27 protein-coding genes and 2 tRNA genes are annotated in these 22,347 nt (G+C 64.7%); 7 read left to right on the top strand and 22 right to left on the bottom strand.

The window, feature by feature from the left end:
- Positions 1-20: 20 nt before the first annotated feature.
- The 5 genes from ECTOBSL9_RS07160 to ECTOBSL9_RS07140 form a co-directional block, all read right to left on the bottom strand.
- Complete coding sequence (locus ECTOBSL9_RS07160; RefSeq protein ID WP_156500069.1) at positions 21-1,568, bottom strand: TIGR03013 family XrtA/PEP-CTERM system glycosyltransferase; 1,548 nt, start codon at positions 1,566-1,568, stop codon at positions 21-23.
- A gap of 358 nt (positions 1,569-1,926) precedes the next feature.
- A tRNA-Thr gene (locus tag ECTOBSL9_RS07155) sits at positions 1,927-2,002 on the bottom strand.
- A 73-nt stretch (positions 2,003-2,075) separates the two neighbouring features.
- On the bottom strand, positions 2,076-2,717 hold the full coding sequence (locus ECTOBSL9_RS07150) for an SPOR domain-containing protein (RefSeq protein ID WP_063464484.1): 642 nt from the start codon (positions 2,715-2,717) through the stop codon (positions 2,076-2,078).
- On the bottom strand, positions 2,717-3,472 hold the full coding sequence (locus ECTOBSL9_RS07145) for a type III pantothenate kinase (protein WP_063464483.1): 756 nt from the start codon (positions 3,470-3,472) through the stop codon (positions 2,717-2,719). The genes ECTOBSL9_RS07150 and ECTOBSL9_RS07145 overlap by 1 nt, the downstream gene beginning before the upstream one ends.
- On the bottom strand, positions 3,469-4,464 hold the full coding sequence (locus tag ECTOBSL9_RS07140) for a biotin--[acetyl-CoA-carboxylase] ligase (protein WP_063464482.1): 996 nt from the start codon (positions 4,462-4,464) through the stop codon (positions 3,469-3,471). The genes ECTOBSL9_RS07145 and ECTOBSL9_RS07140 overlap by 4 nt, the downstream gene beginning before the upstream one ends.
- A gap of 56 nt (positions 4,465-4,520) precedes the next feature.
- Between ECTOBSL9_RS07140 and ECTOBSL9_RS07135 the strand changes: the two genes are divergently transcribed.
- Positions 4,521-5,153 (top strand): lytic transglycosylase domain-containing protein, encoded by a 633-nt coding sequence (locus tag ECTOBSL9_RS07135; protein WP_156500068.1) that lies wholly within the window; start codon positions 4,521-4,523, stop codon positions 5,151-5,153.
- A gap of 50 nt (positions 5,154-5,203) precedes the next feature.
- Here ECTOBSL9_RS07135 and pgeF read toward each other — a convergent pair whose 3' ends face one another.
- The 5 genes from pgeF to ECTOBSL9_RS07110 form a co-directional block, all read right to left on the bottom strand.
- Positions 5,204-5,950, bottom strand: a complete 747-nt coding sequence (gene pgeF, locus ECTOBSL9_RS07130) for a peptidoglycan editing factor PgeF (RefSeq protein WP_063464481.1) — start codon at positions 5,948-5,950, stop codon at positions 5,204-5,206.
- A gap of 171 nt (positions 5,951-6,121) precedes the next feature.
- Positions 6,122-6,197 (bottom strand) — tRNA-Phe (locus tag ECTOBSL9_RS07125).
- Positions 6,198-6,313: 116 nt separating this feature from the next.
- A complete protein-coding gene (locus ECTOBSL9_RS07120) occupies positions 6,314-6,586 on the bottom strand; it encodes an oxidative damage protection protein (RefSeq protein WP_063464480.1) in 273 nt (90 codons plus the stop codon).
- Complete coding sequence (gene mutY, locus ECTOBSL9_RS07115) at positions 6,552-7,673, bottom strand: A/G-specific adenine glycosylase (protein ID WP_240481083.1); 1,122 nt, start codon at positions 7,671-7,673, stop codon at positions 6,552-6,554. Before mutY ends, ECTOBSL9_RS07120 begins: the two co-directional genes overlap by 35 nt.
- Complete coding sequence (locus ECTOBSL9_RS07110; protein ID WP_063464479.1) at positions 7,645-9,810, bottom strand: AsmA family protein; 2,166 nt, start codon at positions 9,808-9,810, stop codon at positions 7,645-7,647. The genes mutY and ECTOBSL9_RS07110 overlap by 29 nt, the downstream gene beginning before the upstream one ends.
- 224 nt (positions 9,811-10,034) lie before the next feature.
- On the opposite strand from ECTOBSL9_RS07110, the gene ECTOBSL9_RS07105 reads away from it, so the two are divergent.
- Positions 10,035-10,484, top strand: a complete 450-nt coding sequence (locus tag ECTOBSL9_RS07105) for a low molecular weight phosphatase family protein (protein WP_063464478.1) — start codon at positions 10,035-10,037, stop codon at positions 10,482-10,484.
- Positions 10,485-10,502: 18 nt separating this feature from the next.
- Here the strand turns inward: ECTOBSL9_RS07105 and moaC are convergent, their stop codons facing one another.
- Positions 10,503-10,979: a cyclic pyranopterin monophosphate synthase MoaC gene (gene moaC / locus ECTOBSL9_RS07100; protein ID WP_063464477.1), complete on the bottom strand. Its 477-nt coding sequence runs from the start codon at positions 10,977-10,979 to the stop codon at positions 10,503-10,505.
- 81 nt (positions 10,980-11,060) lie between these two features.
- Between moaC and ECTOBSL9_RS07095 the strand changes: the two genes are divergently transcribed.
- Positions 11,061-11,294, top strand: coding sequence for a MoaD/ThiS family protein (locus tag ECTOBSL9_RS07095; RefSeq protein ID WP_063466059.1), 234 nt, complete (start codon positions 11,061-11,063; stop codon positions 11,292-11,294).
- 1 nt (position 11,295) lies between these two features.
- On the top strand, positions 11,296-11,754 hold the full coding sequence (locus ECTOBSL9_RS07090; RefSeq protein ID WP_063464476.1) for a molybdenum cofactor biosynthesis protein MoaE: 459 nt from the start codon (positions 11,296-11,298) through the stop codon (positions 11,752-11,754).
- On the opposite strand, the gene ECTOBSL9_RS07085 is transcribed toward ECTOBSL9_RS07090, so the two are convergent.
- From ECTOBSL9_RS07085 to ECTOBSL9_RS07070, 4 genes are all read right to left on the bottom strand, one after another.
- Positions 11,751-12,710, bottom strand: a complete 960-nt coding sequence (locus tag ECTOBSL9_RS07085; RefSeq protein ID WP_063464475.1) for a DnaJ C-terminal domain-containing protein — start codon at positions 12,708-12,710, stop codon at positions 11,751-11,753. The two genes, ECTOBSL9_RS07090 and ECTOBSL9_RS07085, sit on opposite strands and share 4 nt — an antisense overlap.
- 90 nt (positions 12,711-12,800) lie before the next feature.
- Positions 12,801-13,235: an Hsp20/alpha crystallin family protein gene (locus ECTOBSL9_RS07080; RefSeq protein ID WP_063464474.1), complete on the bottom strand. Its 435-nt coding sequence runs from the start codon at positions 13,233-13,235 to the stop codon at positions 12,801-12,803.
- 99 nt (positions 13,236-13,334) lie between these two features.
- On the bottom strand, positions 13,335-13,562 hold the full coding sequence (locus tag ECTOBSL9_RS07075; protein ID WP_063464473.1) for a DUF2835 domain-containing protein: 228 nt from the start codon (positions 13,560-13,562) through the stop codon (positions 13,335-13,337).
- 6 nt (positions 13,563-13,568) lie between these two features.
- The gene (locus ECTOBSL9_RS07070; RefSeq protein ID WP_063464472.1) at positions 13,569-14,435 is read right to left on the bottom strand and encodes a YicC/YloC family endoribonuclease; all 867 of its coding nucleotides are present in this window, start codon (positions 14,433-14,435) and stop codon (positions 13,569-13,571) included.
- Positions 14,436-14,596: 161 nt separating this feature from the next.
- On the opposite strand from ECTOBSL9_RS07070, the gene ECTOBSL9_RS07065 reads away from it, so the two are divergent.
- Positions 14,597-15,718 (top strand): ISAs1 family transposase, encoded by a 1,122-nt coding sequence (locus ECTOBSL9_RS07065; protein ID WP_063465944.1) that lies wholly within the window; start codon positions 14,597-14,599, stop codon positions 15,716-15,718.
- A 10-nt stretch (positions 15,719-15,728) separates the two neighbouring features.
- Here ECTOBSL9_RS07065 and ECTOBSL9_RS07060 read toward each other — a convergent pair whose 3' ends face one another.
- From ECTOBSL9_RS07060 to ECTOBSL9_RS07030, 7 genes are all read right to left on the bottom strand, one after another.
- The gene (locus ECTOBSL9_RS07060; RefSeq protein WP_240481082.1) at positions 15,729-17,021 is read right to left on the bottom strand and encodes an HD-GYP domain-containing protein; all 1,293 of its coding nucleotides are present in this window, start codon (positions 17,019-17,021) and stop codon (positions 15,729-15,731) included.
- 120 nt (positions 17,022-17,141) lie between these two features.
- On the bottom strand, positions 17,142-17,708 hold the full coding sequence (locus tag ECTOBSL9_RS07055) for a PilW family protein (protein ID WP_082829797.1): 567 nt from the start codon (positions 17,706-17,708) through the stop codon (positions 17,142-17,144).
- The gene (pilV, locus tag ECTOBSL9_RS07050; RefSeq protein ID WP_063464469.1) at positions 17,705-18,166 is read right to left on the bottom strand and encodes a type IV pilus modification protein PilV; all 462 of its coding nucleotides are present in this window, start codon (positions 18,164-18,166) and stop codon (positions 17,705-17,707) included. Before pilV ends, ECTOBSL9_RS07055 begins: the two co-directional genes overlap by 4 nt.
- Before the next feature lie 201 nt (positions 18,167-18,367).
- A complete protein-coding gene (locus ECTOBSL9_RS07045; RefSeq protein WP_063464468.1) occupies positions 18,368-18,565 on the bottom strand; it encodes a YjfB family protein in 198 nt (65 codons plus the stop codon).
- A gap of 119 nt (positions 18,566-18,684) precedes the next feature.
- Positions 18,685-19,623, bottom strand: coding sequence for a metal ABC transporter permease (locus ECTOBSL9_RS07040; RefSeq protein ID WP_063464467.1), 939 nt, complete (start codon positions 19,621-19,623; stop codon positions 18,685-18,687).
- A complete protein-coding gene (locus tag ECTOBSL9_RS07035) occupies positions 19,623-20,423 on the bottom strand; it encodes a metal ABC transporter ATP-binding protein (RefSeq protein ID WP_063464466.1) in 801 nt (266 codons plus the stop codon). Before ECTOBSL9_RS07035 ends, ECTOBSL9_RS07040 begins: the two co-directional genes overlap by 1 nt.
- Positions 20,416-21,321: a metal ABC transporter solute-binding protein, Zn/Mn family gene (locus ECTOBSL9_RS07030; protein ID WP_063464465.1), complete on the bottom strand. Its 906-nt coding sequence runs from the start codon at positions 21,319-21,321 to the stop codon at positions 20,416-20,418. Before ECTOBSL9_RS07030 ends, ECTOBSL9_RS07035 begins: the two co-directional genes overlap by 8 nt.
- 233 nt (positions 21,322-21,554) lie before the next feature.
- Here ECTOBSL9_RS07030 and ECTOBSL9_RS17665 point away from each other — a divergent pair, with 233 nt between their 5' ends.
- On the top strand, positions 21,555-21,683 hold the full coding sequence (locus ECTOBSL9_RS17665) for a hypothetical protein (protein ID WP_256366329.1): 129 nt from the start codon (positions 21,555-21,557) through the stop codon (positions 21,681-21,683).
- Positions 21,684-21,729: 46 nt separating this feature from the next.
- Positions 21,730-22,323: a shikimate kinase AroK gene (aroK, locus tag ECTOBSL9_RS07025; RefSeq protein WP_063464464.1), complete on the top strand. Its 594-nt coding sequence runs from the start codon at positions 21,730-21,732 to the stop codon at positions 22,321-22,323.
- The last annotated feature ends 24 nt before the right edge of the window (positions 22,324-22,347 follow it).

Here is a 22,347-nt window from a genome sequence, read left to right as displayed (position 1 = left end):
GTGCGGTCAGGCCCAACGCCCTACCGGGATCCCCGCCCCCACAGCACCACCTCCACAGTCTGCACGATGGTGAGAATATCCAGGGCCATGCTCTGATTCTTCACGTAGTACAGGTCGTACTTGAGCTTTTCGAAAGCATCTTTCTCGGAGGCACCATAGGGGTAGTGGATCTGTGCCCATCCCGTAAGACCGGGCTTCACCCAGTGGCGGTGATGATAGTACGGCAGTTTGGCACCCAGGCTTTCCACGAATTCCGGGCGCTCGGGGCGGGGCCCCACAAAGCTCATGTCGCCGCGGATCACGTTGAACAACTGCGGCAGTTCATCCAGGCGGGTCTTGCGCATGAGGTGGCCGAAGCGGGTCACGCGCGGGTCTTTCTGCTGAGCCCATATGGCCTTGCCGTCCTTTTCCGCGTCCATGATCATGCTGCGAAACTTGAACAGGGTGAAGGGCTGGCCGTGCTGGCCGGTACGTACCTGCTTGAAGATGACCGACCCCCGCCCCTTGCTCTCGATGAAGATGGCGATGGCACAGGCCACCATGAAGGGCCAGGTGATGGCCAGCAGGCCCAGGCTGCTGACCAGGTCCAGTACGCGCTTGGCATAATCCCGGTAGATGCACTGCCGGAAACCGCGACCAAAGATCATGCTGGAGGGGCGCAGGATGTCCAGCTTGAGCAACCCGGCCTCGCGTTCGAAGAAGTCCGCCACATCCAGCACGTTCACGCCGTGCATCTTGCAGTGCATGAGCTCGTCGGTGGGGAAGCCACCGCGGGGGTCGTCGTAGGCGATGACCACATCGTCGATATGATGACGGCGGGTGAAGTCGGTGAGGGATTCATCCATGTCCACCAGGCTATCGGCCTCCACCTTGGACGAGTCTCCCTGCCCCGGGACAAAGCCCACCACAGTGAAGGCCACCTGGTCGGACTTGCGGCGCAGTCGCTGGAACAGGCTGGCGGTGTCGCCGGCACCCAGCACCAGAACCCGGCGCTTGAAAGCCTCGTGGGACAGCACCTTGAGCATGCCGAAACGGGTGATCAGGATGCCCGGCACCGCCAGCCCCAGGGCCACGGCCATGGTGGTTGGCGCGATCATCAAAGGAGGGAACACATAAAACAGCATGGACATCATGACGATGGCCAGGGTACCGGCCGCCAGGATGCGCAATACGATGGCGGTGGCGCCACCACGGAAACCGCGCCGGTAGAGCCCCATACTGACCATGCCCACCATGCCGATCACCACGAACAGCGCCATCTGCAGGGTGCTTGCCTGCCCCGTGAAGGCCAGCGCAGCAGGGAGATTCATCTGGGTGGCCCCCAGGAAGGCCAGTGCCAGAACCAGCACCTCGACGGCGGCCAGCAGGAGAAATGGAGTGGAAAGCTCTCGCCCGAAGATATGGAAGTGGCTGTGACGAACCCGGACGGGGCGCCGCTTGGCCTCGCTTGGCCTGACCAGCCTGGGTGGTGGTGGCGGCGTGCGCTTATCCGACGCGCGCTGCTTTTCCTGAACGGCGTCAGTCGTCTCCACCACGGAGAACAACCGATTTTCTGCTGGATTTCCCATATGACCCAAACCTCTCTTGCTTGGGTGAGTGACCGGCCGACGTGGACATCACATGAGGTCCAACGGTACGGTCTCAAGATCGACGTTCCTGATTGTGAACGCCCCTCTATTCTTGATCCTTTTCACGAAGGTTATGTGATGGCGGTCACACTTTGCAAGGCTTTAAAAAAGTCTAGACGCTTTTTTTTGCAATGCCACCCCAGATGAGGGGTTTCAGGAACAATTGGAGGTATTGGGGCCGTGAGCGGCGAAGTACAGCCATGCCACGCCTTTGGGTGGCGCGCCACCGTCGATGCCCGAGGGACACAACGGCAAGGGGCGACCACAAATGTGCCGCCCCTTGATGAGTGCATTGCGTTGGTGCCGGAGATAGGAGTCGAACCTACGACCTTGGCATTACAAGTGCCCTGCTCTACCAGCTGAGCTACTCCGGCGTTTGTTGCCAAAGGCGTTATCTTAGACCAGCCCCCCGGGGTCCGCAATCGGCACCCGGCATGCTGCCGACGGCTATGAGCAGGCTCGGGCCCGCCATTGCAGGCCTGGCTCGACCGTCGGGCGCTCGTCGGCATCCAGGGCCCGGTGGATCTCCAGGTCCACCCAGTGGACCGTTCGGTCCCGGTATCGGGTCATCACCCTGGGTGCCAGGCCCAGTGCCCGGATCTGTTCCTGACGGCGCTGGGCCCGCTCCGGGGACGAGAACAAGCCCAGGGACAGGCCGTACTCGTGCTCGCCCTCGGTGATGATGTAATGATCCTCGACGCCTTCATCATTCAACCGTTGCCGGGCAGCCTCGGCGCCCTGCGGGCCATTATCCGGGGGCAGGATCACCCAATAGGATGCCGGTCGTGAAGCCTCTGCGGTGCGGATCAACCCCTGAGCACCGGCGGCCTCCCAGGCCAGCAGGGCTCGGCGGGCATCCAGATCATCGTCGAAGGGCCCCAGACTGAAACAACCCCATGTACCGGACTGTACCTGACTGCCCGGCGGCGGAGGCGGATCCTCCCCCAGTCGCTGCAGCAGGGGCACACCGGGACGCTCAATGGAGACGGGCGATCTCACCTCCAATGGGGAGGGCGGCGCATCCTGCCACAGGACGAACCCGAGGTATCCCAGGTTGAGCAACACCAGCAGGGCGAACAGGGCGCGCATCAGGCGCCCTCCCCCATACGCGCCAGCCCCGTGAAGACGAGGTCCGGCACCATGATGATGTCACCTGCCAGATGAGGGACCAGGGAGGGGGCATCGCCGCCGGTGATGAGGCGGGGAATGGCTCCCGGGACGTGCGAGCCCAGGCTGGAAGACAACTGATCGATGGCCACCACCAGCCCCATCAGGGTGCCGGTGGCCACGGCATCGGCGGTGCATGACGCAAGGATGCGGTCGGTACGGCCCTGTTCGACGCCCGACACCCCGGGCGCAACGCCGAGACTGCGGCGCATCAGGCCCAGGCCCGGGAGGATCAAACCGCCGCGGTGATGTCCGCCCTGATCCAGAAGATCCAGGGTCACCGCCGTGCCGCAATCGATGATCACTGCCGATTCATGGCCCAGGGTCCGTGCGCCAGCCATGGCGGCGTAGCGGTCCAGCCCCAGGCGGGAGGGGTCCTGGTAGTCGCTGCTGATGCCATGCAGCGCCGGGTCGGCACTCATGAAGCGGGGAGCGGGCCAGCCTCGGTCGCCTGTCCACGCCTGCAAAGCCTCTCGAAAGGCGCTGCCGAGCACTTCCACGCACAGGACCTGCGCTGGCGGATGCCGGGCGTTCAGTGGCTCCAGGGACGAGAGGAATCCGGGCCATGGGGTCCTGGTGGCACCATCATGGGCCAGGGCACCCCGCTCACGCACGGCTCCCTGTGCCCACCACGCCCACTTGAGGCGGGAGTTGCCCGCATCCAGCAACAGCTTCATGGATCCACCCGCAGACTCACCTCACCAGCATCCACCCACTGGGGCCCGCTGGCGGTCTCCACGCACAGCCGGCCCCCGGCGTCCACGCCCTGAGCGATGCCTTCAAGCCCCGAATCCCCGGCGACGGTGACAGCCCGCCCCAGGCACACGTCCCGGGCCTGCCAAAGTTCTCGCCAGGCCTGGAAACCGGGTTCCGGGTAGGTCTCGAGCATGCCGATCAGGGCCTGCAGCAGGCGCCCCGCCAGCCAGCTGCGGGTCGGCAGGGGATCAAGGCCGGACTCGCACAGATCCCCGTAGGGCTGATCGATGGGCAAACCAGGAGGCAGACGCAGGTTCAGCCCCACGCCCAGGATCAAGGCCCCGGCACCACTCTGGTTCAGGCGCCCTTCCACCAGGATGCCGCCCAGCTTGACCCCATTCACCTGAATGTCGTTGGGCCATTTCAGGCCCAGCCCGTGGGCTCCCAGGCCTTCGAGGCATTGCACCAGAGCGGCACCGGTGGCCAGGGTCACCGTGGGTTGCGGTCCGGGCCAGTGGGATGTATCCCACAGCAGGGACAGGGCCAGTCCGGACCCCGGGGGCATCAGCCACTGGCGACCGCGGCGCCCGCGACCGGCCGTCTGCAGCTCGGCGCAGCAGGCCACTGGGCCACGCGCACCCCGCTGGCGTGCCCGGTCCAGCCAGGCACTGGTGGAGTCCACCTGTTCCAGCACGTGGATGGGTGGGGCGCTTCGGGGGTCGTCAAAGCCGGCCCGGATGCCCTGCTCATCCAGCGGATCCAGGGGCGTGTGCAGCTGGATGCTGCCTGCGTTGTCTTCATGGAGGGTCAGCCCCAGATCGCGCAGCTCATCCAGGCCCTGGTTTACCGCGTCTTCGGACACACCCAGGTCCTGGGCCAGTGCCCGGGGAGTGGTTGGGTGGCCGCGAGCCAGGGCGGTGAGCAAACCGTCCGGGAAAATCGGGCGATGGTCGGGGGGCGAGGCCTGAGGCATGCGTTGCGTGTATCTTGGGTGTATCCCTATGATCCTTGCAGGGGGACGTAAACACAATGCAGCCGCACCGCTTCTCCATCGGGATGTCACTCACCGGCCTCGCCCTGGTGATGTTGCTGGCCTGGCTGCCCGGTGTGTCGATGGCGGACATCTATATGCACGAGGGTCGCGATGGCGTGCCGATGTTCACCGACCAGCGAGACATGGGGCCGGATTACACCTTCGTGCGCCGTTACGGGCGCCCTACCGCCCGGCATTCCTGTCAGGGTCTGACCCGCTCCATGCTGGATCAGCGGGCGGCGGATCAGATGGGCTGGGTGATGCACTATGCCCGCCATCACCAGGTGGATCAGGAGTTGATCCGGGCCATCATCACGGTGGAGTCCTGTTTCGACCGATTCGCGGTCTCCCGGGTGGGTGCCCAGGGGCTGATGCAACTGATGCCCGGTACGGCCCGGGAGGTGGGGGTGGATAATTCCTTCGATCCCCGGCAGAACATCCGCGGCGGCGTCACCTACTTCGCCCGGATGCTGGACCGCTTCGACGGCGATCTCACCCTGGCCCTGGCCGCCTACAACGCCGGGCCGGGTGCGGTGGAACGCCACGGCGGCGTGCCGCCCTTCAGGGAGACCCAGGGCTATATCGAGCGGGTGTTCAACGAGTACCGACTGCTGGGGGGCAGGCCGTGAGATAAAGGGGACAGGTACATTTTTGCAAAGCAAAAATGTACCTGTCCCCTTTATCTCAGCAACCAGATCAGGCTGGCCATCCGCCCTGTCTCCCCGTCGCGTCGGTAGGAGTAGAAGCGCTCTGGTTCGCTGTGGGTGCAGGCCGGGTTGCCGGTGATCTGGGTGACGCCGCAGTCTTGCAGGCGGCGGCGGGCCAGGCGGTGCAGATCGGCGAGCCAGCGGCCCTGGGGGGAGGGGGCGAAGGCAGCGTCTACGCTCGGGTCGTGATCCATGAAGGCCTGGCGCACCTCAGGGCCCACCTCGAAGGCCTGGGGGCCGATGCAGGGCCCCAGCCAGGCGATCACATCCATGGGCGGGCAGTCGAAGGCCTCCACGGTGGCCTCCAGTACGCCGGCCACCAGACCGCGCCAGCCAGCATGGGCGGCGGCCACCTGCTGACCCAAGCGGTCACAGAACAGCACCGGCAGGCAGTCGGCGGTGAGCACGGCGCAGGCCAGGCCGGGGGTGCGGGTGATGGAAGCATCCGCCTTGGGGGGCTTTTCGGGGTCCACCCCCTGAGCTTCCACCACCTGGATACCATGCACCTGGTGGAGCCAGGCCGGCTCATCAGGCAGGTTCAAGGTCTCGCGCAATCGACGGCGATTCTCCATCACCGCATCCGTATCATCACCGTTGCCCAGCCCCAGGTTCAGGCTGTCATGGGGCGGGCGGCTCACTCCGCCTGCCCGGGTGGTCACGGCGGCACGCACCCCCTCCGGGGCCGACCATTGGGGCAGGATGAGTTCAGGAACGCTCAAAGGAACACCTCCACAAAGACCTTGAGCGAACGGGCCAGGGGCATATTCATCGTGCTCGTCAACCGAGGGTAGCCAGCGTGGCAATAGTTGGCAAGAGTGCCTGCTTGTGCCTGCCGAGTGGGCGCCCAGACACAACAAAGCCCGCTCAATGGCGGGCCTTGTCATCAAATATGGTGGCCAGGGACGGAATCGAACCGCCGACACGGGGATTTTCAATCCCCTGCTCTACCAACTGAGCTACCTGGCCTGATCAGAACGCTGCTGGGCGGGGGGCGCTGCAGCGAAGGTGCGTATTAAAGCCGGACTGACCGCATTCGTCAAGCCCATACCGGCTTGAAGTGATTTAATTCGGAGCAACCAGCGCTATTTGCTGGGGTCCACGTACCCTTCCGGCATGGTGGCTCCGTCACCAAAGAAGAATTTCTCCATCTCCTCCTCCAGGAACTGGCGGGCCTTGGGGTCGACGGGGGTCAGGCGATACTCGTTGATGAGCATGGTCTGGTGCCCCATCCACTTCTGCCAGGCCTGCTTGGATACGTTCTCGAAGATCCGCTTGCCCAGTTCACCGGGATAGGGGGGGAAGTCCAGGCCCTCGGCCTCTTCACCCAGCATTACGCATTTCACCATGCGAGCCATTGGTCTCTCCGTCTTCTTGCGTGATGTGTTTCAGCAGCCGGGCCACTGGCGCCGCCAGCCCCAGCCCTGCCTGAGCTGTGTCTTTATACCAGACGCGGCCAGCACCTTCCATCACACCCGCGGCAGGGTCTTGCACCCACATCCGGAACGGGGTGATGTGCAGGCGAAAGTGGGTAAAGGTGTGCACGAAGGGCTCCATGGCATGACATTCCTGGGCATCCACCCCCAGCCGCGCCTGACACCATGCCGTCGCCTCATCCATCGAGGCCACTTCCGGAAAGCCCCACAGCCCCCCCCATAGCCCGGTGGGTGGGCGCTGCTCCAGCAGGATGCCCTGCGGCCCCTGGATGATCAGCATGCACACCTGGCGCAGGGGTTGCTCACGGCGGGGTCGGGGGGTGGGCAGGCTGGATTGCAGCCCCCGGGCACGGGCCAGGCAATCGGTGGCCACCGGACAGGCATCACAGCGGGGCCGGCTGCGGGTGCACACGGTGGCCCCCAGATCCATGATGGCCTGGGTGTAGTTGGCCACCCGCCGGGCGGGTGTAAGGTTTTCCGCCAGCGCCCATAGATGCTTGAGAACCGCTGCCTCGCCGGTCCAGCCCTGCACGGCCTGATGGCGCGCCAGCACCCGCTTGACGTTGCCATCCAGGATCGCCTCGTGCTGCCCCCGGGACAGGGCCAGGATGGCTGCAGCCGTGGAGCGGCCGATACCCGGCAGGGCTTCCAGCGCCTGGCGCTCCGGGGGGAACTGCCCCTGATGCTGTTCAACCAGTTGCTGCGCCGCCTTGTGCAGATTGCGGCCCCGGGCGTAGTAGCCCAGGCCCGACCAGTAATGCAGCACGTCGTCCTGCGTGGCCGCCGCCAGGGCGTGCACATCCGGGAACCGGGCGATAAAGCGCTGGAAATAGGGGATGACCGTCCCCACCTGGGTCTGCTGGAGCATGATCTCCGACACCCAGACCCGGTAGGGGGTTACCTGTTTTTGCCAGGGCAGATCGTGGCGGCCGTGCTGGTCGTACCAGTCCAGCAGGCGCGCCGCGAAATCCCCCGAGTGCTCAGCGCAACCGATCGCGCAGTCGGTCACCCAACTCCTCCTGGATCCGGCTGCCCTCTTCCCGCAGGCGCTCGCGCTGCTCCTCGATGACCGGGTCCACCCGCTCGCGAACCCGCTCCTCGGTCTCTTCCCGCACGCGACTCTCAAGCACCGAGCGCAGGTCCAGGCCGAAACGCGGCTCGCTGAAGCTGCCACGAATCGTGATGGGCAGGTTCACGTTGCGCAGGTCCGACAGGTCCCGGCCGCCCTGGCCTTTCAGGGTACCCACCAGGCTGGTATCCAGACGGTAGTCCAGCTGTTCCTTGTTCAGGTCGGCTTCGCCCCGCCCCTGGACACGCAGCAGTGGGGAGGCTGCCCGCAGGTCATCGTTCTTCACCACGCCGTTATCGATCCTGAAGCTGCCGGTGATCTCGGTGAAGTCGGTCTGTCGCGGCTCGTCGGTCTCCTCTGGGGAGCGCCCGCGCACACGCGCCTCGGCATCGCGGATGACCTGGGCCACGTTGATGCCCTTGACCGCGCCATCGGCGACGCGCATCTGCCCATTGCCGTTGAGGCCATTGATCAGGGCCTTCACCGAATTGCCGCGGCTGGTGACGTCAAAACTCACATCCGCACCGCCGGTGACCATGGCATCGCCGGTGAGATCCTCCAGCAGGCCGCCAAAACGGATGCCTTCAAGGGATTGCCGGGCCTGCATGCGCGGGGTGTCCTGGCGGACATCCAGACCGAGACGACCATTGAGCTGACCCTCGTAAAGGTTCGCCTGAACCGACTCCACGTTCAGCTGGCCATCACGGGCTCGCAGTTTCAGGTTGACGTTCTGCATGCGCAGGCCGGCCACCGTCAGATGGCCCACGCGCAGATCGCCGGCCACCTTCAGTTCCCGCAACATCTCCACCGGCAGTTCCAGGGGCTCGTCGGGCCAGCCGTCCCGGGCGGCGGTGTCGCCGTTGCCATCACCGTTGCCGTTGGCCTCGGTGGCTGGCGGCAGGTAATGATCCAGGTTGATGCGGTCCAGTTGCATGGACACATTCACATCGGGGCTGGCCAGATCCTTCACCGTGGCCTGCCCGCTGAGGGTGCTTTCGTCCAGGGTGAGGATCAACTGGGTCACCTTCAGCTCATCCCCCTGCATTTCAAAGGCCATGTCCATCGCCGCCCGCCCGAGCACATCCGGGTTGGCCGTCTCGGGTGGCTCCATGGCCAGCTCCTCCATCAAACCACGGGGACTGAACTGACCGCTGCGCAATTCACCATGGATACGGGGCTCGCCGCTCAGCCCGGCCACTTCCACCAGACCGGTGAACTGGGTATTGAAGGCGTTCACCGTCATGCGTTCCACCTTGGCCAGATCATTGAGCAGATCAGCGATCAGGTCTGCCTCTACCCGGGCCTTGATGGGCGCGGGCAGTGCCTCTCCAGTGGCTTCCACCTGGGCCACCATACGGCGCAGGGTGTAGCGCTGGTTGGCCACATCCAGAAAAACGAGCCCCTGCAGTTCCACGGCGGCATCCAGGTCATCCATGAGTGCGCGCAGGGAAAGGTCCAGGCGGGTCTCCTGGGCCAGACGCAGACGGCCCAGTTCCAGGTTGAAGGGGTCCACGCTCAGGCGGGTGCCACTTTGCTCATCACGCCAGTTGAGCCGGGCATCGCGCACCTGAATTCCAGCGATATCCAGGCCCCGCAGGATCTCGGGGACCGTTTCCGGATCGTCGGCGGGCCGGGTGACCGGTCGGGTGTCTTCCGAAGGCTCGGCGACCGCATCTTCATCGATCAGGTCGTCCCAGTTGGTCCGACCCTCGGCGTTGCGGGCCAGGTTGAGTTCAAGCCCTTCAAGGCGGACCTGCTGCACCTGCAGTTCCCGGCGCAGCAGCGGCAGCAAGGCCACCGCCACGTCCACCTCGCCTACCCGGGCAAAGAACTCCTCTTCGAAGCCCTCGGCGTTGGAGAGCGTGGTTTCGCCCAACTCCAGGCCCAGCCGGGGGAAGACGGACAGGCCAATATCGCCGGAGATGACCAGGGTTCGCCCGGTCTGCTCCTCCACCACCTCGCTGATGCGGTCCTTGTAGTCGTTGGGGTCAACGGTGACCAGCAGAAAACCCACCAGCACCACAAACAGCACCAGCAGCGCGAAGATGGCCCACAGGCCGCGCTTGATCCATTTCATCGAGTGATTACCTCGTCGGTAGCGTATGCATCGTCGACCCACCTTACGCGGGCATTCGGCGGGCCCAGCGGGTCGGCATTTTTGTCAGTGTACTAAGGCCTGGGGCCTGAAAGCCATGACAAGGCCGCAGCAGGTGCCCGACACAAGGCGCGGATCTGGCTTTCCGGTAGATGCGGTGAGTACAATCCATAGCTACTGGCCGCCTCCCGCTGAAAACCCCGCCCATGCCCGAGAAACCCGACCTGCGGCGCAAGCCCCACATCCTGTTCCTGGGCCACACCAACACGGCCCGCACGCTGGTGGCCGAGGCCTATGCCCGGCAACTGATGCCGGACCTGGTGGAGGCTCGTTCCGCCGGCCTGCAGGCGGGCAAGGCCCAGCCCCGCGCCCTGGCGGTGCTGCGGGAAGAGGAGATGGAATCTCCGGCCCTGCAGTCCAAGGCCCTGGATCGGGACTTGCTGGAGTGGGCAGACATGGTCATCACCCTGTGCACCGACCCGGCCAAGTTGCCCTTGCCCGCCGCGGAGAGTTTTATCTGCAAGAACTGGCCCATGGACCCGCCCACCCGTTTCGCTGCGGACGGGGACGATCTGGAACCCTTCAGGCGCATGCGCGATGACGTGAAGCGCCGCGTGCGCCTGCTGGCCAACTCCATGCGGCTGATGCAGCGCTGAGCTGCACCTGCCAGTGCGTCAAGTCCGCTGCCAGTCACCGGACTGGCCACCCGACTTGCTGACCAGGCCGATCCCTTCCATGACCATCCCCCGATCCACCGCCTTGCACATGTCGTAGAGGGTGAGCAGGGCCACCTGCACGGCGGTGAGGGCCTCCATCTCCACACCGGTGGGGCCGGTGGTCTCGGCAGTCACGCGACAGTACACGGCGGGCGGCTCATCCACAGGCTCCAGATCCACCTGCACCCGACTCAGGGCGATGGGGTGGCACAGGGGGATCAGGTCGGCGGTCCGCTTGCTGGCCATGATGGCGGCCACCCGGGCAATGCCCAGCACATCTCCCTTCTTGTGGTCACCCTGGCGGATTCTTTCCAGAGTGGATGCCTGCAGGCGGATGCGCCCTTCAGCCACGGCCACGCGGCGGGTGGGTGGCTTGTGGCCCACATCCACCATGTGGGCCTGGCCGGCGGCGTTGAAATGTGTGAGATCGTTCATGACTGGCATCCTGATGGGTCTGGCGCCCGGGAGCAATGAATGTATAAGCTGTGCCTGGAGACTGACCGGGATCCGCACGCCATGTCCATTACCGTTCGTTACTTTGCCAGTCTGAGGGAGCAGTTGGGTGCATCTGAGGCCTCGGTGCCTGCTGAGGGGATTCGCTGCGTGGCGGATGCGTGGCGACGTGCCCAACCCGATCGCGACCTGCCGCCCCGTGTGCTGGCAGCCGTGAACCATGCCCATGCCTCGCTTGAGGATCCGGTGACGGACGGCGACGAGGTGGCCTTTTTTCCGCCGGTGACGGGAGGTTGAGATGGCTGTCGTGCTGCACAGCGAACCACTGGAGCCGTTCAATCTGGTGAATGAGCATGAACGTAGCCTGGCCCCTGGGAGTTTCGGGGCCTGCGCGCTGTTTGTGGGCACCATGCGGGATTTCAACGACGGGGATGTGGTGACGGCCATGACCCTGGAGCATTACCCGGGGATGACCGAGCGTGAGCTTGCGCTCATCGAGGATGAGGCCCGCACCCGATGGCCTGTTCAGGGTTCCCTGATCGGTCATCGGGTGGGCCGGGTCGAACCGGGGCAGCCCATCGTGGTGGTGGCGGTGTGGTCGGCCCATCGTCAGGCGGCCTTTGATGCCTGCCGGTTTCTGATGGAGGCGCTCAAGGAGCGGGCCACATTCTGGAAGCGGGAGGAGCTGCAGGATGGGCGCCGGCGGTGGGTGTCGCCCTCGCCCCAACCCCTCTCCCCGGAGGGGAGAGGGGCTTAGCCTGCCCCCATCATCCCCGGCAGATGTTCCCTCGGGTTGAACGGCATCTCCTTCTGCATGCGCTCATAGAGCTCCCGGGCCTTGTCCGAGTCGGCCGGGGGCGTGACGATCTGCAGTATCAGGTACTGGTCACCCGGGGGTGAGCCGGGCATGCCGCGGCCCTTGAGGCGCAGCTTGCCCCCCGATCGGGAGCCGGCTGGCACCTTCATGTCCACCCGCCCCTCCAGGGTGGGCACGCTCACCGTGGCACCCAGCGCCGCCTCCCAGGGGGTGATGGGCAGGTCCAGATGGATGTCGCGGCCCTCCAGGCGAAAATGCCGATGGGGGCGGATGCGCACTTCCAGATACAGGTCGCCGGCGTCGCCCCCACCCACACCCTGGGCGCCCTGACCGGACAGGCGAATGCGTTTGCCCTCGGTGACCCCGGCGGGGATCTTCACCTGAAGGCTGCGCTCACCAATCCGAACCGGCACGGAGCCACCGCGAAAAGCCTGTTCCAGGTCCAGCTGGATGCGGGCGTTCTGGTCCTGGCCACGACTGGCAAAACCCCGCTGGGTGCGATGCCCACGGGTGCGCCGGGCGCTGCCGCCGAACAGGGTCTCGAAGAAGTCGGAGAAGTCGCTCTCACTGAAACCTGCCTGGGGGCCGGCATCACGGAAGCCGCCCGGCTGGGGGCCACCCGCACCGCCGCCGAACCAGGCATCCCAGTCCGGCGGTGGACGAAAGTCCTCGCCCGAGCGCCAGTTGCTGCCCAACTGATCATAGGCCTTGCGCTTTTCTGCATCACCCAGGACCTCATATGCTTCGTTCACCTCCTTGAAGCGGTCCTCGGCATTGGCCTCCTTGCTCACATCGGGATGGTATTTGCGCGCAAGCCGACGATAGGCCTTCTTCAGGTCGTCCTGGGAGGCGGATCGATCCACCCCCAGCACCTTGTAGTAGTCTTTGTATTCCATAACCGCCTACGATACTCCAAAACAAGAGCGCCGCGTGACCACGCGGCGCAGGTTGCGTCCTGCCGAACGCCTTCCGAATGGAGTCCGGGGTTATCCTTCCACGGCGATGCGCCGGGGCTGCACCTTTTCCTGCTTGGGAATGCGCACCTCCAGCACACCGTTGGCGCTGCGGGCGCTGATGCGCTCGGCGTCTGCCGTGTCGGGCAGGGAGAAGCGACGATAGAAGCTGCCGCGGATGCGTTCCACGCGCTTGTACCCTTCACGCTCTTCGGCGCTTTCGGCCTTGCGCTCACCACGAATGGTCAGCACGCCGTTTTCCATATGGACCTCAATGTCCTTGGGGTCCACGCCGGGCACGTCCGCGTGCAGCACATAGGCGTCCTTCTCCTCCCGGATATCCACCGCCGGCACCCAGTCGCTGGTGGCCGCGGCCTCTTCGCCACCGGCCATGGCCGGGTTCAGGCGATCCAGTTCCCGGGACAGCTGATTCAACAGGCTCCAGGGTTCATAACGGGTCGTCAACATGGCTATCACCTCCACTTGTCTCGTGAGTCAAGGCAACTTCGCCTTTCGCTATCCGATATAGGGGCCGTGGAGAGGATTTCAAGGGGAGTGCATGACCGCTCATCCGGAACCGATACGCTCCAGGGACTGCAGCCGGAACTGGTCGTCCACCGTCAGGCGAAACCGCCCGCGCACGCCATCATGGGTCACGTGCGGGCGCAGGGCTGAGGCCGGAAATCGAACCGTGCGACCCTCCTGGGACCAGGCCACCACGGAGGCCGCCGACCCGGAGTAGTAGCGCAGGAATTCGTCGCGGGGGATGTCCAGTCGGAAGTGATAACGGTGCACCGGGGCCTATTCCAGGTTCTGGATCTGCTCGCGCATCTGTTCGATGAGCACCTTCAGCTCCACGGCGGCCTGGGTGGTTTCCATGTCGTTGGACTTGGAACTCAGGGTGTTGGCCTCGCGGTTGAGTTCCTGCATGAGAAAATCCAGGCGTCGACCCACCGGCTCGCGGCGCTCCAGAACGGCCTGGATCTCCTTCACATGACCCTCCAGGCGGTCCAGCTCCTCGGCCACATCCAGCTTCTGGGCCTGCAGGGCCAGTTCCTGCTCCAGTCGGCCTGGATCAAGATCGGTGCCCAGTTCCTGAATACGGCTGCGAACCCGTTCGCGCAGGGCCTCCACCACCCGGGGTCGCCGTTCGCGCACCCGGGCCACCTGCTCGGCAATGGCGTCGCAGCGGGCCTGGAGCAGCGCCTTGATGTGGGCCCCCTCGCGGCCCCGGTTCTCCACCAGGGTGGTCAGGGCCTCATCCAGCAAGTCCAGGGTGGCCGTCATGACCGGTTGCAGATCCTGCTCCGGCTCGATCACCACACCAGGCCAGCGCAGGATGTCCATGGCCGTCATGCGCGCCGCGTTCATCATCCAGTGTTCCACGCGCACGACCGTGCTGATCACCTCCTTGGCCAGTTCGTCGTTGAGCTCGATGCTGTCCTGGTCGGCCGCGCCGCGACGAAACCGCAGGTTGCACTCCACCTTGCCACGCCCCAGCCGGGCCTGGATGCGTTCGCGCACCTTGCCCTCCAGGCCACGAAGTTCCTCTGGCAGCCGCGGAGAGATCTCAAGATAACGATGGTTGACGCTGCGCAATTCCCAGACAAGCGAACCGTATTCGCCCGAAGATTCGCATCGTGCGAAGCCGGTCATGCTGAATAACATGGGATCTCCCGATCAATGACTGGAGACGTGATTGTAGCGGTTAACCACACATTGCGTGACTGCCCCCCGGGCCAGGCCAGGGCAATCGTAGACCCGGAATGAATCGCATTTGCTGAATGCAGCCTGAAGCGCTATAGCTGGAGCATTTGAGGTTCGCCCTGATGTCCCAGCTCCCCTCGCTTTTCGATATCTTTACCTGTGTCACGGACCCGCGAGATCCTCGCCGGGTCGAGCATCCGCTGCCTGATGTCCTGACCACCGCCGTCTGCGGCGTTTTGGTCGGTGCCGACACCTTTGAAGAAATCGCGCTATGGGCTCAGGAGAAAGAGGCCTGGCTCCGGCAGTACGTGAACTTGCCCAACGGCATCCCCTCGCATGACACCTTTGCTCGCCTCTTCGGCCTGATCGACACTCAGCAGTTCGAAGCCGCCTTCCGGCGCTGGGTAGCCGAGGTGCTACCCGGGCTTTCGCCTCAGGTCGTGGCGCTGGACGGCAAGACGAGCCGCCGATCGGCGAAGACCGGTGAGGCACCGCTCCATCTGGTCAGCGCCTTTGCTGCTGACGCCGGCGTCATCCTGGGGCAGCACGCCACAGCCACCAAATCCAACGAGAAGACGGCGATCCCCGACCTACTGGCGACGCTGGCCTTGGAAGGCTGCATTGTGACGATCGATGCGATGGGCACGCAGCCTTCGATCGCGCAGGCCATACGCGACCAGCAGGCGGACTATGTCCTGGCCGTCAAACGGAACCAGCCTCAGTTATGGGAGGCCATGGATGACTTCTTCGCCCTGTTTCAGTCAGCCCCGACCGACAAGACGCCCCATCAGGTCAGCGAAGACATCGACAAGGGCCATGGACGGCAGGAAACACGCCGCTGCTATGTGTTTGATGCCCTGGCGTGCTTACCCAATCCGGGACGCTGGCCTGACATGAAGAGCTTTGCCGTGATCGAAGCCTCGCGCGAGGTGAACGGCAAGGCGACCCAGGAGCGCCGGTGCTATATCAGCAGTTTGCCCCCCGATGCGCCGGTCTTGGCACGAACGATCCGCCAGCACTGGTGCGTCGAGAACCAGGTGCACTGGTGCCTGGACGTCACGTTTGCGGATGATCAGATGAGGGCCCGTACGGCCCACGCTGGGCATAACCTGGCCATCCTCAAGCGCTTGACGTTGAATCTGATCCGTCTGGATCCCTTGCCTCGCAAGGGCAGCCTCAAGACCAAGCGGATCATCGCGGCAACATCTGACGAGTACCGTGCTCACTTGCTCGGCCTCAAATGAGAATCAGTCTTTATGTGCGATTGCCCTGCGGGCCAGGCCTTTTTCCCCCAATGGAACTCTGAGTAACCTGATTGACGACCTGGTGCGGATCGATACCGTAACTTCCAGGCTCCAGCACCGCGCGTATGGCCGGCGCGGTGGAGCCCGACACCCAGGCAGAACTGGCCAGATTGAGCAGGCTCGGGGCCGGCATCGGTGTGTGCTCTGCGTCCAGCAGCAGCATCACCGTGGGCCGGAGGCGATGACGGGTATTGAAACCCACGACGACCCCCACCTGGCCGGTGGTCAACTCCACCAGACTGCCCACCGGGTAGATGCCCACACAGCGGATGAACGCCTCTACCAACTCCGCATCCAGCTCGTTGCCGCGCATACGAAAGATGATGTCGAGGGCCTCCTGCGGACTCTTGCCATCGTGGTAGACCCGTTTGCTGCTGATGGCGTCATAGACGTCCACCACCGCCACCAGACGGGCATGGGCCGGGATGGCATCGCCCTTGTGGCCATTGGGATAGCCTTGACCGCTCATGCGCTCGTGATGGCATAGAGCGGTCTGCAGCACGTTTTCGGGCAGTGTCTTGTCGCGCTTGAGCAGGGTATAACCCAGGACGGGGTGGGCCTTCATCTGCTCAAACTCTTCGGCAGTCAGTCGGCGAGGGCAGTTGAGGATCTCCAGCGGAACACGCATCTTGCCCATATCATGCAGCAGAGCGCCCAGCCCCAGGGTCTCCAACTCCTCACCCCCCATCCCCAAAAAACGCCCGAAGCTCAGGGACAGGATGCAGACATTGACGCTGTGCTGGCATGTGTAATGGTCGCGCTCGCGCAGAGTGGTGAGCCATAGCAGGGCATTCGGACTTTCCACCACCTGCCCTGCCAGCCGCCTGACTAACTGGCGCGCCTGCAGGGTGCCCACGGAGCTGCCCAGGCGGACATCATTCATCACCTCGGTGATGTAATCCTGAGCATCCCGCCACACCGAACGGGCATGCACCATCTGATCTGCGATCTGGTAAAGCGTGTCTGGGGGCGGGGCATCGTGCTCCGGCTTGCGAACGCGGCTGGCGGCAGAAGGAGTCAATGGTCCGGAAGGGGGCACGCGCCTGAGCAGGTCATCCGGGGTCTTATCCCGATCCACCGCCACGGTAGTGCAATGGTCCCTGAGAAACTGGATCTGGTCGTCGGTTTCCACCATGAATCCCTGGAGTGGAAACGGGGTACCCTCCCAGGGGCGATCCAGTTCGCAGACGTACATCCCTTTGCGCACCGCCCCCACCTCAATGGTCCATTTGATCACTGCCACCCGCAGATCTCCCAAGCCTGGCTGGTCAGGGCAAGTGTCTCACACCCGCGAGTGATTTTGGCACGGCAAAGATCAATTCCCGGTGGCACACCCCCTGAACGCACCCACCGGGGCCTTCCCTCATGACGGCGGCTGGCCCAGGGCCAATATCCGGTTTCTCATAGCCACGTGAAATTCCAGATAATGATCCCGCAGCGGCACCCCCTGCCCTGCCCCGCTTTGCAGCGTGAGCCCAAGCCGCACGGCAACCGGGGCCTGCGCGTCCGGCAAGGGGTGAGCCACCAGGGTGGACCCGGGGCGGAAACCGCGCAGCAGCTCATGGTTGTGGAGTGACCCATGCCGGCAGCGCAGGGCATCATCCTGGATGAAATAGCTCACCGCATGTACCCCCGGAGGCGCCCCACACCAGTCGATGCGCCTATCACGCACCACTGCCAGCTCATCACCATTGAGACTGATGCTCTCGGCGCCACGGATATCACGAGCCAGATAGTCCACGGCGAACGCCATGGTCTCCTGAAGCTGGGCAAAGCGCTGGGCCTCACGATAGGCGGTGTGATTGGCGAGGAAAACCTGCACCACACCCGCCATCAGGATCAGCCCGATCACCATGGCAACCATCAGCTCCACCAGGGAAAAGCCCCGCACCCGATGCTGTGGCCTCACTGCAACCGGGGCCGCGCTCATGGCAGCGATACCGCTGGCGGTTGCAATGCATATTCGAACACCGGCCTGCCATCCTCGTCATCGAATCGCCCATCCACCCACTGGATGCGCACGGTGCAACCCGAGGCACCGCAGTCCAGCGCGCTATCGCCAGCCTCGGGCAGGCCCACGCGCTGCGGGGCATCCGGATCATGTTGCCAGTGGACACGCCATGCCCCCTGCACGGATGCCGGCCCCGGATTGCCCGAGGCGGCCGCCAGCCACAGGCGTTCGCCCGCATCCATGGCCATGATGCTGGCCACGGTGCGCTGATAGGCGGAGTGAGCGCTTTGCAGGGAGAACAGTTGCAGCGCCGCCAGGCCAAGCAGACCGATGGAGAGCACCAGCAGGGCCACCAGGGCCTCGATGAGGGTGAAGCCGCGATGGCGGCGGGGTGCCGAGGGGGGACGCAGGGGGCGGGTGGTTGAATGGGTGGGCATGGGTGTCACCTCCTGTGACGATATCCGTTTCCTTGTGGACCGAGTCGGGCCTGAACAGGGGCAGACTAGGCCAACCGGGCGAGGGCATCAAGTCCTAGCAGCCGCCCCTCACCCCAACCCCTCTCCCCAAAGGGGCGAGGGGCTCAGTGAATCGACCCCGAAGAGGCCGTTCCCATTAGGGGGCTGCGCCTTCGGGGCCCGTCAGGCCGTTACATTGATGTTGTTGCCCAGATTGGCTGGCAGGGCCTGGGCGTTGGGGTCGGGCATGGCGTCCACCAGGTTGGCGGCGGCTTGTGCCTCGGCGTCGATGGCCTTCTTGGTCACGGCCGTGCTCACCTCCAGGGCGGTCTGCTGCTGACTCATTTGGGTGCCAAGACTGGCAATGGCGCTGACGTCCATGGGGACCTCCGATACATCTGATACGTGAATGTCGAGTCCCTTTGGAGGGATCTCCCTCTTGCTAGCGGCCGGGGCAGAGCCGACTTGAGGGCACCGGACAGAAATTTCTTCACCAGCCCTCAGGGCGCCATTGCTGTCGCCCCTCGACGCCGGCGCCACCAGCGACCCACCAGGCCGTGGCGGGGTGCTGCCAGCAGGGCCACGGCGAACAGCGCGGTGGCCACCAGCACGATGGCACCGCCGGAGGCCACGTCAAACTGGAAGGAGAGATACAGCCCCAGCACCGCCGAGAGCACACCGGTACCCACCGACAGCAGCATCATTGTGGTCAGGCGGTCGGTGAGCAGATGGGCGGTGGCCCCCGGTGTGATGAGCATGGCCACCACCAGGATGATGCCCACCGTCTCCAGACTGGCAACGATGGTGAGGGTGAGCAGCAGGATCAGCCCGTAATGCACCACGCTGGTATTGAACCCCAGGGCCTGGGCCTGCATGGGGTCGAAGGTGTAAAGCACCAGGGATCGATAGAAGATCCACACGGCCATCAGGGCCACCAGACCGGAGAACAGGGTGAGCATCAGGGCCGGATACTGAACACCCAGCACATTCCCGAAAAGGATGTGCATCAAGTGGGTATTGGTAGCGATCTTACCGATAATCACCACACCCAGGGCGAAGGCGAAGGTGAACATCAGGCCCATGGCCGCATCGGACTTGATGCGTGTGTGCCGCTCCAGGGCGCCAATGCCCAGGGCCGAGACAGCGCCGGCCAGGAAGGCGCCAATGAAGAAGGGCCAGCCCAGCAGATAGGCGATGGCCACCCCCGGCAGCACCGCATGGGAGATGGCATCCCCCAGCAACGACCAGCGCTTGAGCACCACGAAGCAGGACAACAACCCGCAAATGGCCCCCACCAGGATGGAGGTGAGCAGGGCCCGCTGCATGAAGGCGTAGTCAAAGGGTGCCGAGACGGCCTCGGGAAACAGGCCCACGATCAGCATCAGCCCGGCGATCAATGCGTCGATCAGGGCCATGCCCAGGGATTCGAACCATGCCATCACGATGCCTCCACCAGGGGCTCATGGCCCCGCACCCACCCCGCCGCTGCGGTGCGGGCCAGCATCTCATCCACCAGCATGCGTTCGGGGGCGCCCATGCCCACCACCTGGCGATTGAGCAGCAGCACCTGGTCGGCGTAGCGGCGGGCGCTGTCCATGTCGTGGGTGACCATGATCACGGTGCGCCCCGAACGGCGTTCACCATCCAGCACCTCCATGATGAGGCGCTCGCTGGCGGTATCCACCCCGGCCAGGGGCTCGTCCAGTAGCAACACCCTGGCCTCCTGGGCCAGGGCCCGGGCCAGCAGCACCCGCTTCTTCTGACCGCCCGAGAGCGCGCCGATGGGCCGGTCGGCATAATCCAGCATGTCGACGGCCTCCAGGGCCTGACGTACCACCACCCAGTGCCGGGGGTCGCACCAGCGGGGCGGCACGATGCGCCTCCAGAAGGCATCGCCACGCATGTGACCATAGCGGCCCGTGAGCACCGTATCCTTGACGGAGATGGGAAAGTCCCATTCCACCGCCTCCTGCTGGGCCATGTAGGCCATCACCCCGGCGCGGCGCTGGGTGGCCGGCGCCTGCCCAAGCACCCGCACACGCCCGCGGTGCGCCTTCATCACCCCCAGCAGGATGCGAAACAGCGTCGACTTGCCCGCGCCATTGGGGCCGATAATGGCCGTCCATTCACCGGCTGGCAGGTCGATGTGCACATCCTCCAGCACCGCCTGTCCATCGTAGGCCGCATACACGTGCTGGACTTCCACCGCGGGCAGCGATGGGTGCGTCACCTCACTCATCCTGACGACCTCCCAGGTGCTCCCTGAGCAGCATCTTGTTATGGCGCATCATGGCGAAATAATCCTCGGCGCCGCTGCCAGGCTGTCCAAGGGAGTCCACGTACAGGGGACCGGCCACGGTCACGCCGGTGTCCTCGGCCACACTGCGCACGTGACGATCCGAGATGGTGCTCTCCCAGAAGACAGCCCCGGGCGCCCGTTCACGCACCAGATCCACGATACGCATGATCTGCCGCGGGGAGCCCTCGGTCTCGGCGTTGGTGCCCCAGACGCCATCATGACGCAGATCATATGCGTGGGCGAAGTAGATGAACGCCGCCTCGCTGGTGATCAGCAGGCGCTGGTCCTCGGGGATGAGGGCAAGGGCCTCAAGGATCTCTTCGTGGAGGACCTCAAGCTCCGACTCCAGGGCCTGGGCACGGTTGGCAAAGGCCTCGGCCCGCCCGGGATGGACGTCCCCCAGGGCCCGGGCAATGGCATGACCGTAGGCGGCGGCCTTGCGGGGGTCCATCCACAGATGGGGGTCGGGGTCCCCCTCGAAATCACCGGTGACGATGGGATGGGTTTCCACCCCGGCCTGCTCGGCCACGGCCACCAACGGCACGTCGCGCCGCGCTGTGGCGCGCACCTGCCCCATCCACTGCTCCAGCATGTAGCCGTTGTACAACACAAGATCAGCTCGCTCCAGGGCCTTGAAGTTATCGGGCGTGAGCTCCCAGTCATGCACCTCTGCGCCCACGGGTGTGAGCACCTTCACCTGGGCGTCGTCACCGGCCACCCTCTGGACCAGGTCGCCCAGGACCGAGAAGGTGGTCACCACGCGAGGGGGCTCATGGGCGCCAAGCGGCGCCGCCACCAGAAACAGCACACACAACACGACTCTGCGGAGGCTTCTCATGACATCACCCTTAAATGAGAATTAATCTTAATCTAATCCTAGTCTGGAATCCTGGAGATTTCCAGCCCCAGGAGTCGAGAAACGCAGGGAATGTCGGGTGGGGTTGCCTCCGGAGCGCCAATGATCCACTCTCTTGATGGGAATTCATGACCCACACGCGCGCTGGGTGAGTGAAAGCCGCAGAGACGGCCCTTTGCCAGCGCCCGACCCAAAACTACTCAGGAGGTGGAACTATGTCAGAAGAACTCGCAGGCCAGACCGTGGCCTCCCTGCAGCTGGGTGTACCCTTCATGGTAACCCTGTACGTGATCATCGGCGTCATCATCGCCGCTCAGGTCATCATGGTGACCTTCCAGAAGTAAGCATCCCGAGCGCCCGGCCCACTGATGGGCCGGGCGACTGCACGCCATGAAGTCACCCAGACGCCCCCCGCTGCCAGAAAAATACAACATCGTCCTGATCGGCCCCATGGGGGCCGGCAAGTCCACTGTGGGCCGGCATCTGGCCAGCCACCTGCACCTGCCCTTTGTGGACAGCGATCGGGAGATCGAGCGTCGTACGGGCGTGGATATCCCCACCATCTTTGAATATGAAGGTGAGGATGGCTTTCGTCAGCGGGAGACGGCAGTGATCGCCGACCTGTGCACTCGCGAGGGCATCGTCCTGGCCACCGGTGGCGGTGTGGTGATGCGCCCGGAAAACCGGGAATGCCTGAAACGCTGTGGCCTGGTGGTCTATCTGCGCACTTCGGTGGCAGTGCAACTGCGCCGCACCGCCCGGGATCGCAACCGCCCGCTGCTGCAAACGGAAAACCCCCGCGCCCGGCTTGAGGAACTGCTCAGGATTCGCGACCCGCTATACCGGGAGATCGCCCACCTGGTGGTGGACACGGATCGGGAACATCTACGCGGCACCGTGCGCACCGTGGCCCGACGCTTCAGAAGTCGCGCGCCCAGCCCGCACAAGGCCCGCCCCCGCACGGCCGTCTCCGCCCCGGAGTAATGCCGTCACGGTGGCTTTCACGAT

The sequence above is a fragment of the Ectothiorhodospira sp. BSL-9 genome (genome assembly GCF_001632845.1).
Lineage (GTDB): Bacteria > Pseudomonadota > Gammaproteobacteria > Ectothiorhodospirales > Ectothiorhodospiraceae > Ectothiorhodospira.
This window is presented reverse-complemented; position numbering and strand designations above follow the sequence as displayed.

Coding starts and splice junctions, on each gene's coding strand:
- ECTOBSL9_RS07160 (WP_156500069.1), bottom strand. CDS start 1,568: ATGGGAAATCCAGCAGAAAATCGGTTGTTCTCCGTGGTGGAGACGACT.
- ECTOBSL9_RS07150 (WP_063464484.1), bottom strand. CDS start 2,717: ATGCGCGCCCTGTTCGCCCTGCTGGTGTTGCTCAACCTGGGATACCTC.
- ECTOBSL9_RS07145 (WP_063464483.1), bottom strand. CDS start 3,472: ATGAAGCTGTTGCTGGATGCGGGCAACTCCCGCCTCAAGTGGGCGTGG.
- ECTOBSL9_RS07140 (WP_063464482.1), bottom strand. CDS start 4,464: ATGCCTCAGGCCTCGCCCCCCGACCATCGCCCGATTTTCCCGGACGGT.
- ECTOBSL9_RS07135 (WP_156500068.1), top strand. CDS start 4,521: ATGCAGCCGCACCGCTTCTCCATCGGGATGTCACTCACCGGCCTCGCC.
- ECTOBSL9_RS07120 (WP_063464480.1), bottom strand. CDS start 6,586: ATGGCTCGCATGGTGAAATGCGTAATGCTGGGTGAAGAGGCCGAGGGC.
- ECTOBSL9_RS07110 (WP_063464479.1), bottom strand. CDS start 9,810: ATGAAATGGATCAAGCGCGGCCTGTGGGCCATCTTCGCGCTGCTGGTG.
- ECTOBSL9_RS07105 (WP_063464478.1), top strand. CDS start 10,035: ATGCCCGAGAAACCCGACCTGCGGCGCAAGCCCCACATCCTGTTCCTG.
- moaC (WP_063464477.1), bottom strand. CDS start 10,979: ATGAACGATCTCACACATTTCAACGCCGCCGGCCAGGCCCACATGGTG.
- ECTOBSL9_RS07095 (WP_063466059.1), top strand. CDS start 11,061: ATGTCCATTACCGTTCGTTACTTTGCCAGTCTGAGGGAGCAGTTGGGT.
- ECTOBSL9_RS07090 (WP_063464476.1), top strand. CDS start 11,296: ATGGCTGTCGTGCTGCACAGCGAACCACTGGAGCCGTTCAATCTGGTG.
- ECTOBSL9_RS07085 (WP_063464475.1), bottom strand. CDS start 12,710: ATGGAATACAAAGACTACTACAAGGTGCTGGGGGTGGATCGATCCGCC.
- ECTOBSL9_RS07080 (WP_063464474.1), bottom strand. CDS start 13,235: ATGTTGACGACCCGTTATGAACCCTGGAGCCTGTTGAATCAGCTGTCC.
- ECTOBSL9_RS07070 (WP_063464472.1), bottom strand. CDS start 14,435: ATGTTATTCAGCATGACCGGCTTCGCACGATGCGAATCTTCGGGCGAA.
- ECTOBSL9_RS07065 (WP_063465944.1), top strand. CDS start 14,597: ATGTCCCAGCTCCCCTCGCTTTTCGATATCTTTACCTGTGTCACGGAC.
- ECTOBSL9_RS07055 (WP_082829797.1), bottom strand. CDS start 17,708: ATGAGCGCGGCCCCGGTTGCAGTGAGGCCACAGCATCGGGTGCGGGGC.
- pilV (WP_063464469.1), bottom strand. CDS start 18,166: ATGCCCACCCATTCAACCACCCGCCCCCTGCGTCCCCCCTCGGCACCC.
- ECTOBSL9_RS07045 (WP_063464468.1), bottom strand. CDS start 18,565: ATGGACGTCAGCGCCATTGCCAGTCTTGGCACCCAAATGAGTCAGCAG.
- ECTOBSL9_RS07040 (WP_063464467.1), bottom strand. CDS start 19,623: ATGGCATGGTTCGAATCCCTGGGCATGGCCCTGATCGACGCATTGATC.
- ECTOBSL9_RS07035 (WP_063464466.1), bottom strand. CDS start 20,423: ATGAGTGAGGTGACGCACCCATCGCTGCCCGCGGTGGAAGTCCAGCAC.
- ECTOBSL9_RS07030 (WP_063464465.1), bottom strand. CDS start 21,321: ATGAGAAGCCTCCGCAGAGTCGTGTTGTGTGTGCTGTTTCTGGTGGCG.
- ECTOBSL9_RS17665 (WP_256366329.1), top strand. CDS start 21,555: ATGTCAGAAGAACTCGCAGGCCAGACCGTGGCCTCCCTGCAGCTGGGT.
- aroK (WP_063464464.1), top strand. CDS start 21,730: ATGAAGTCACCCAGACGCCCCCCGCTGCCAGAAAAATACAACATCGTC.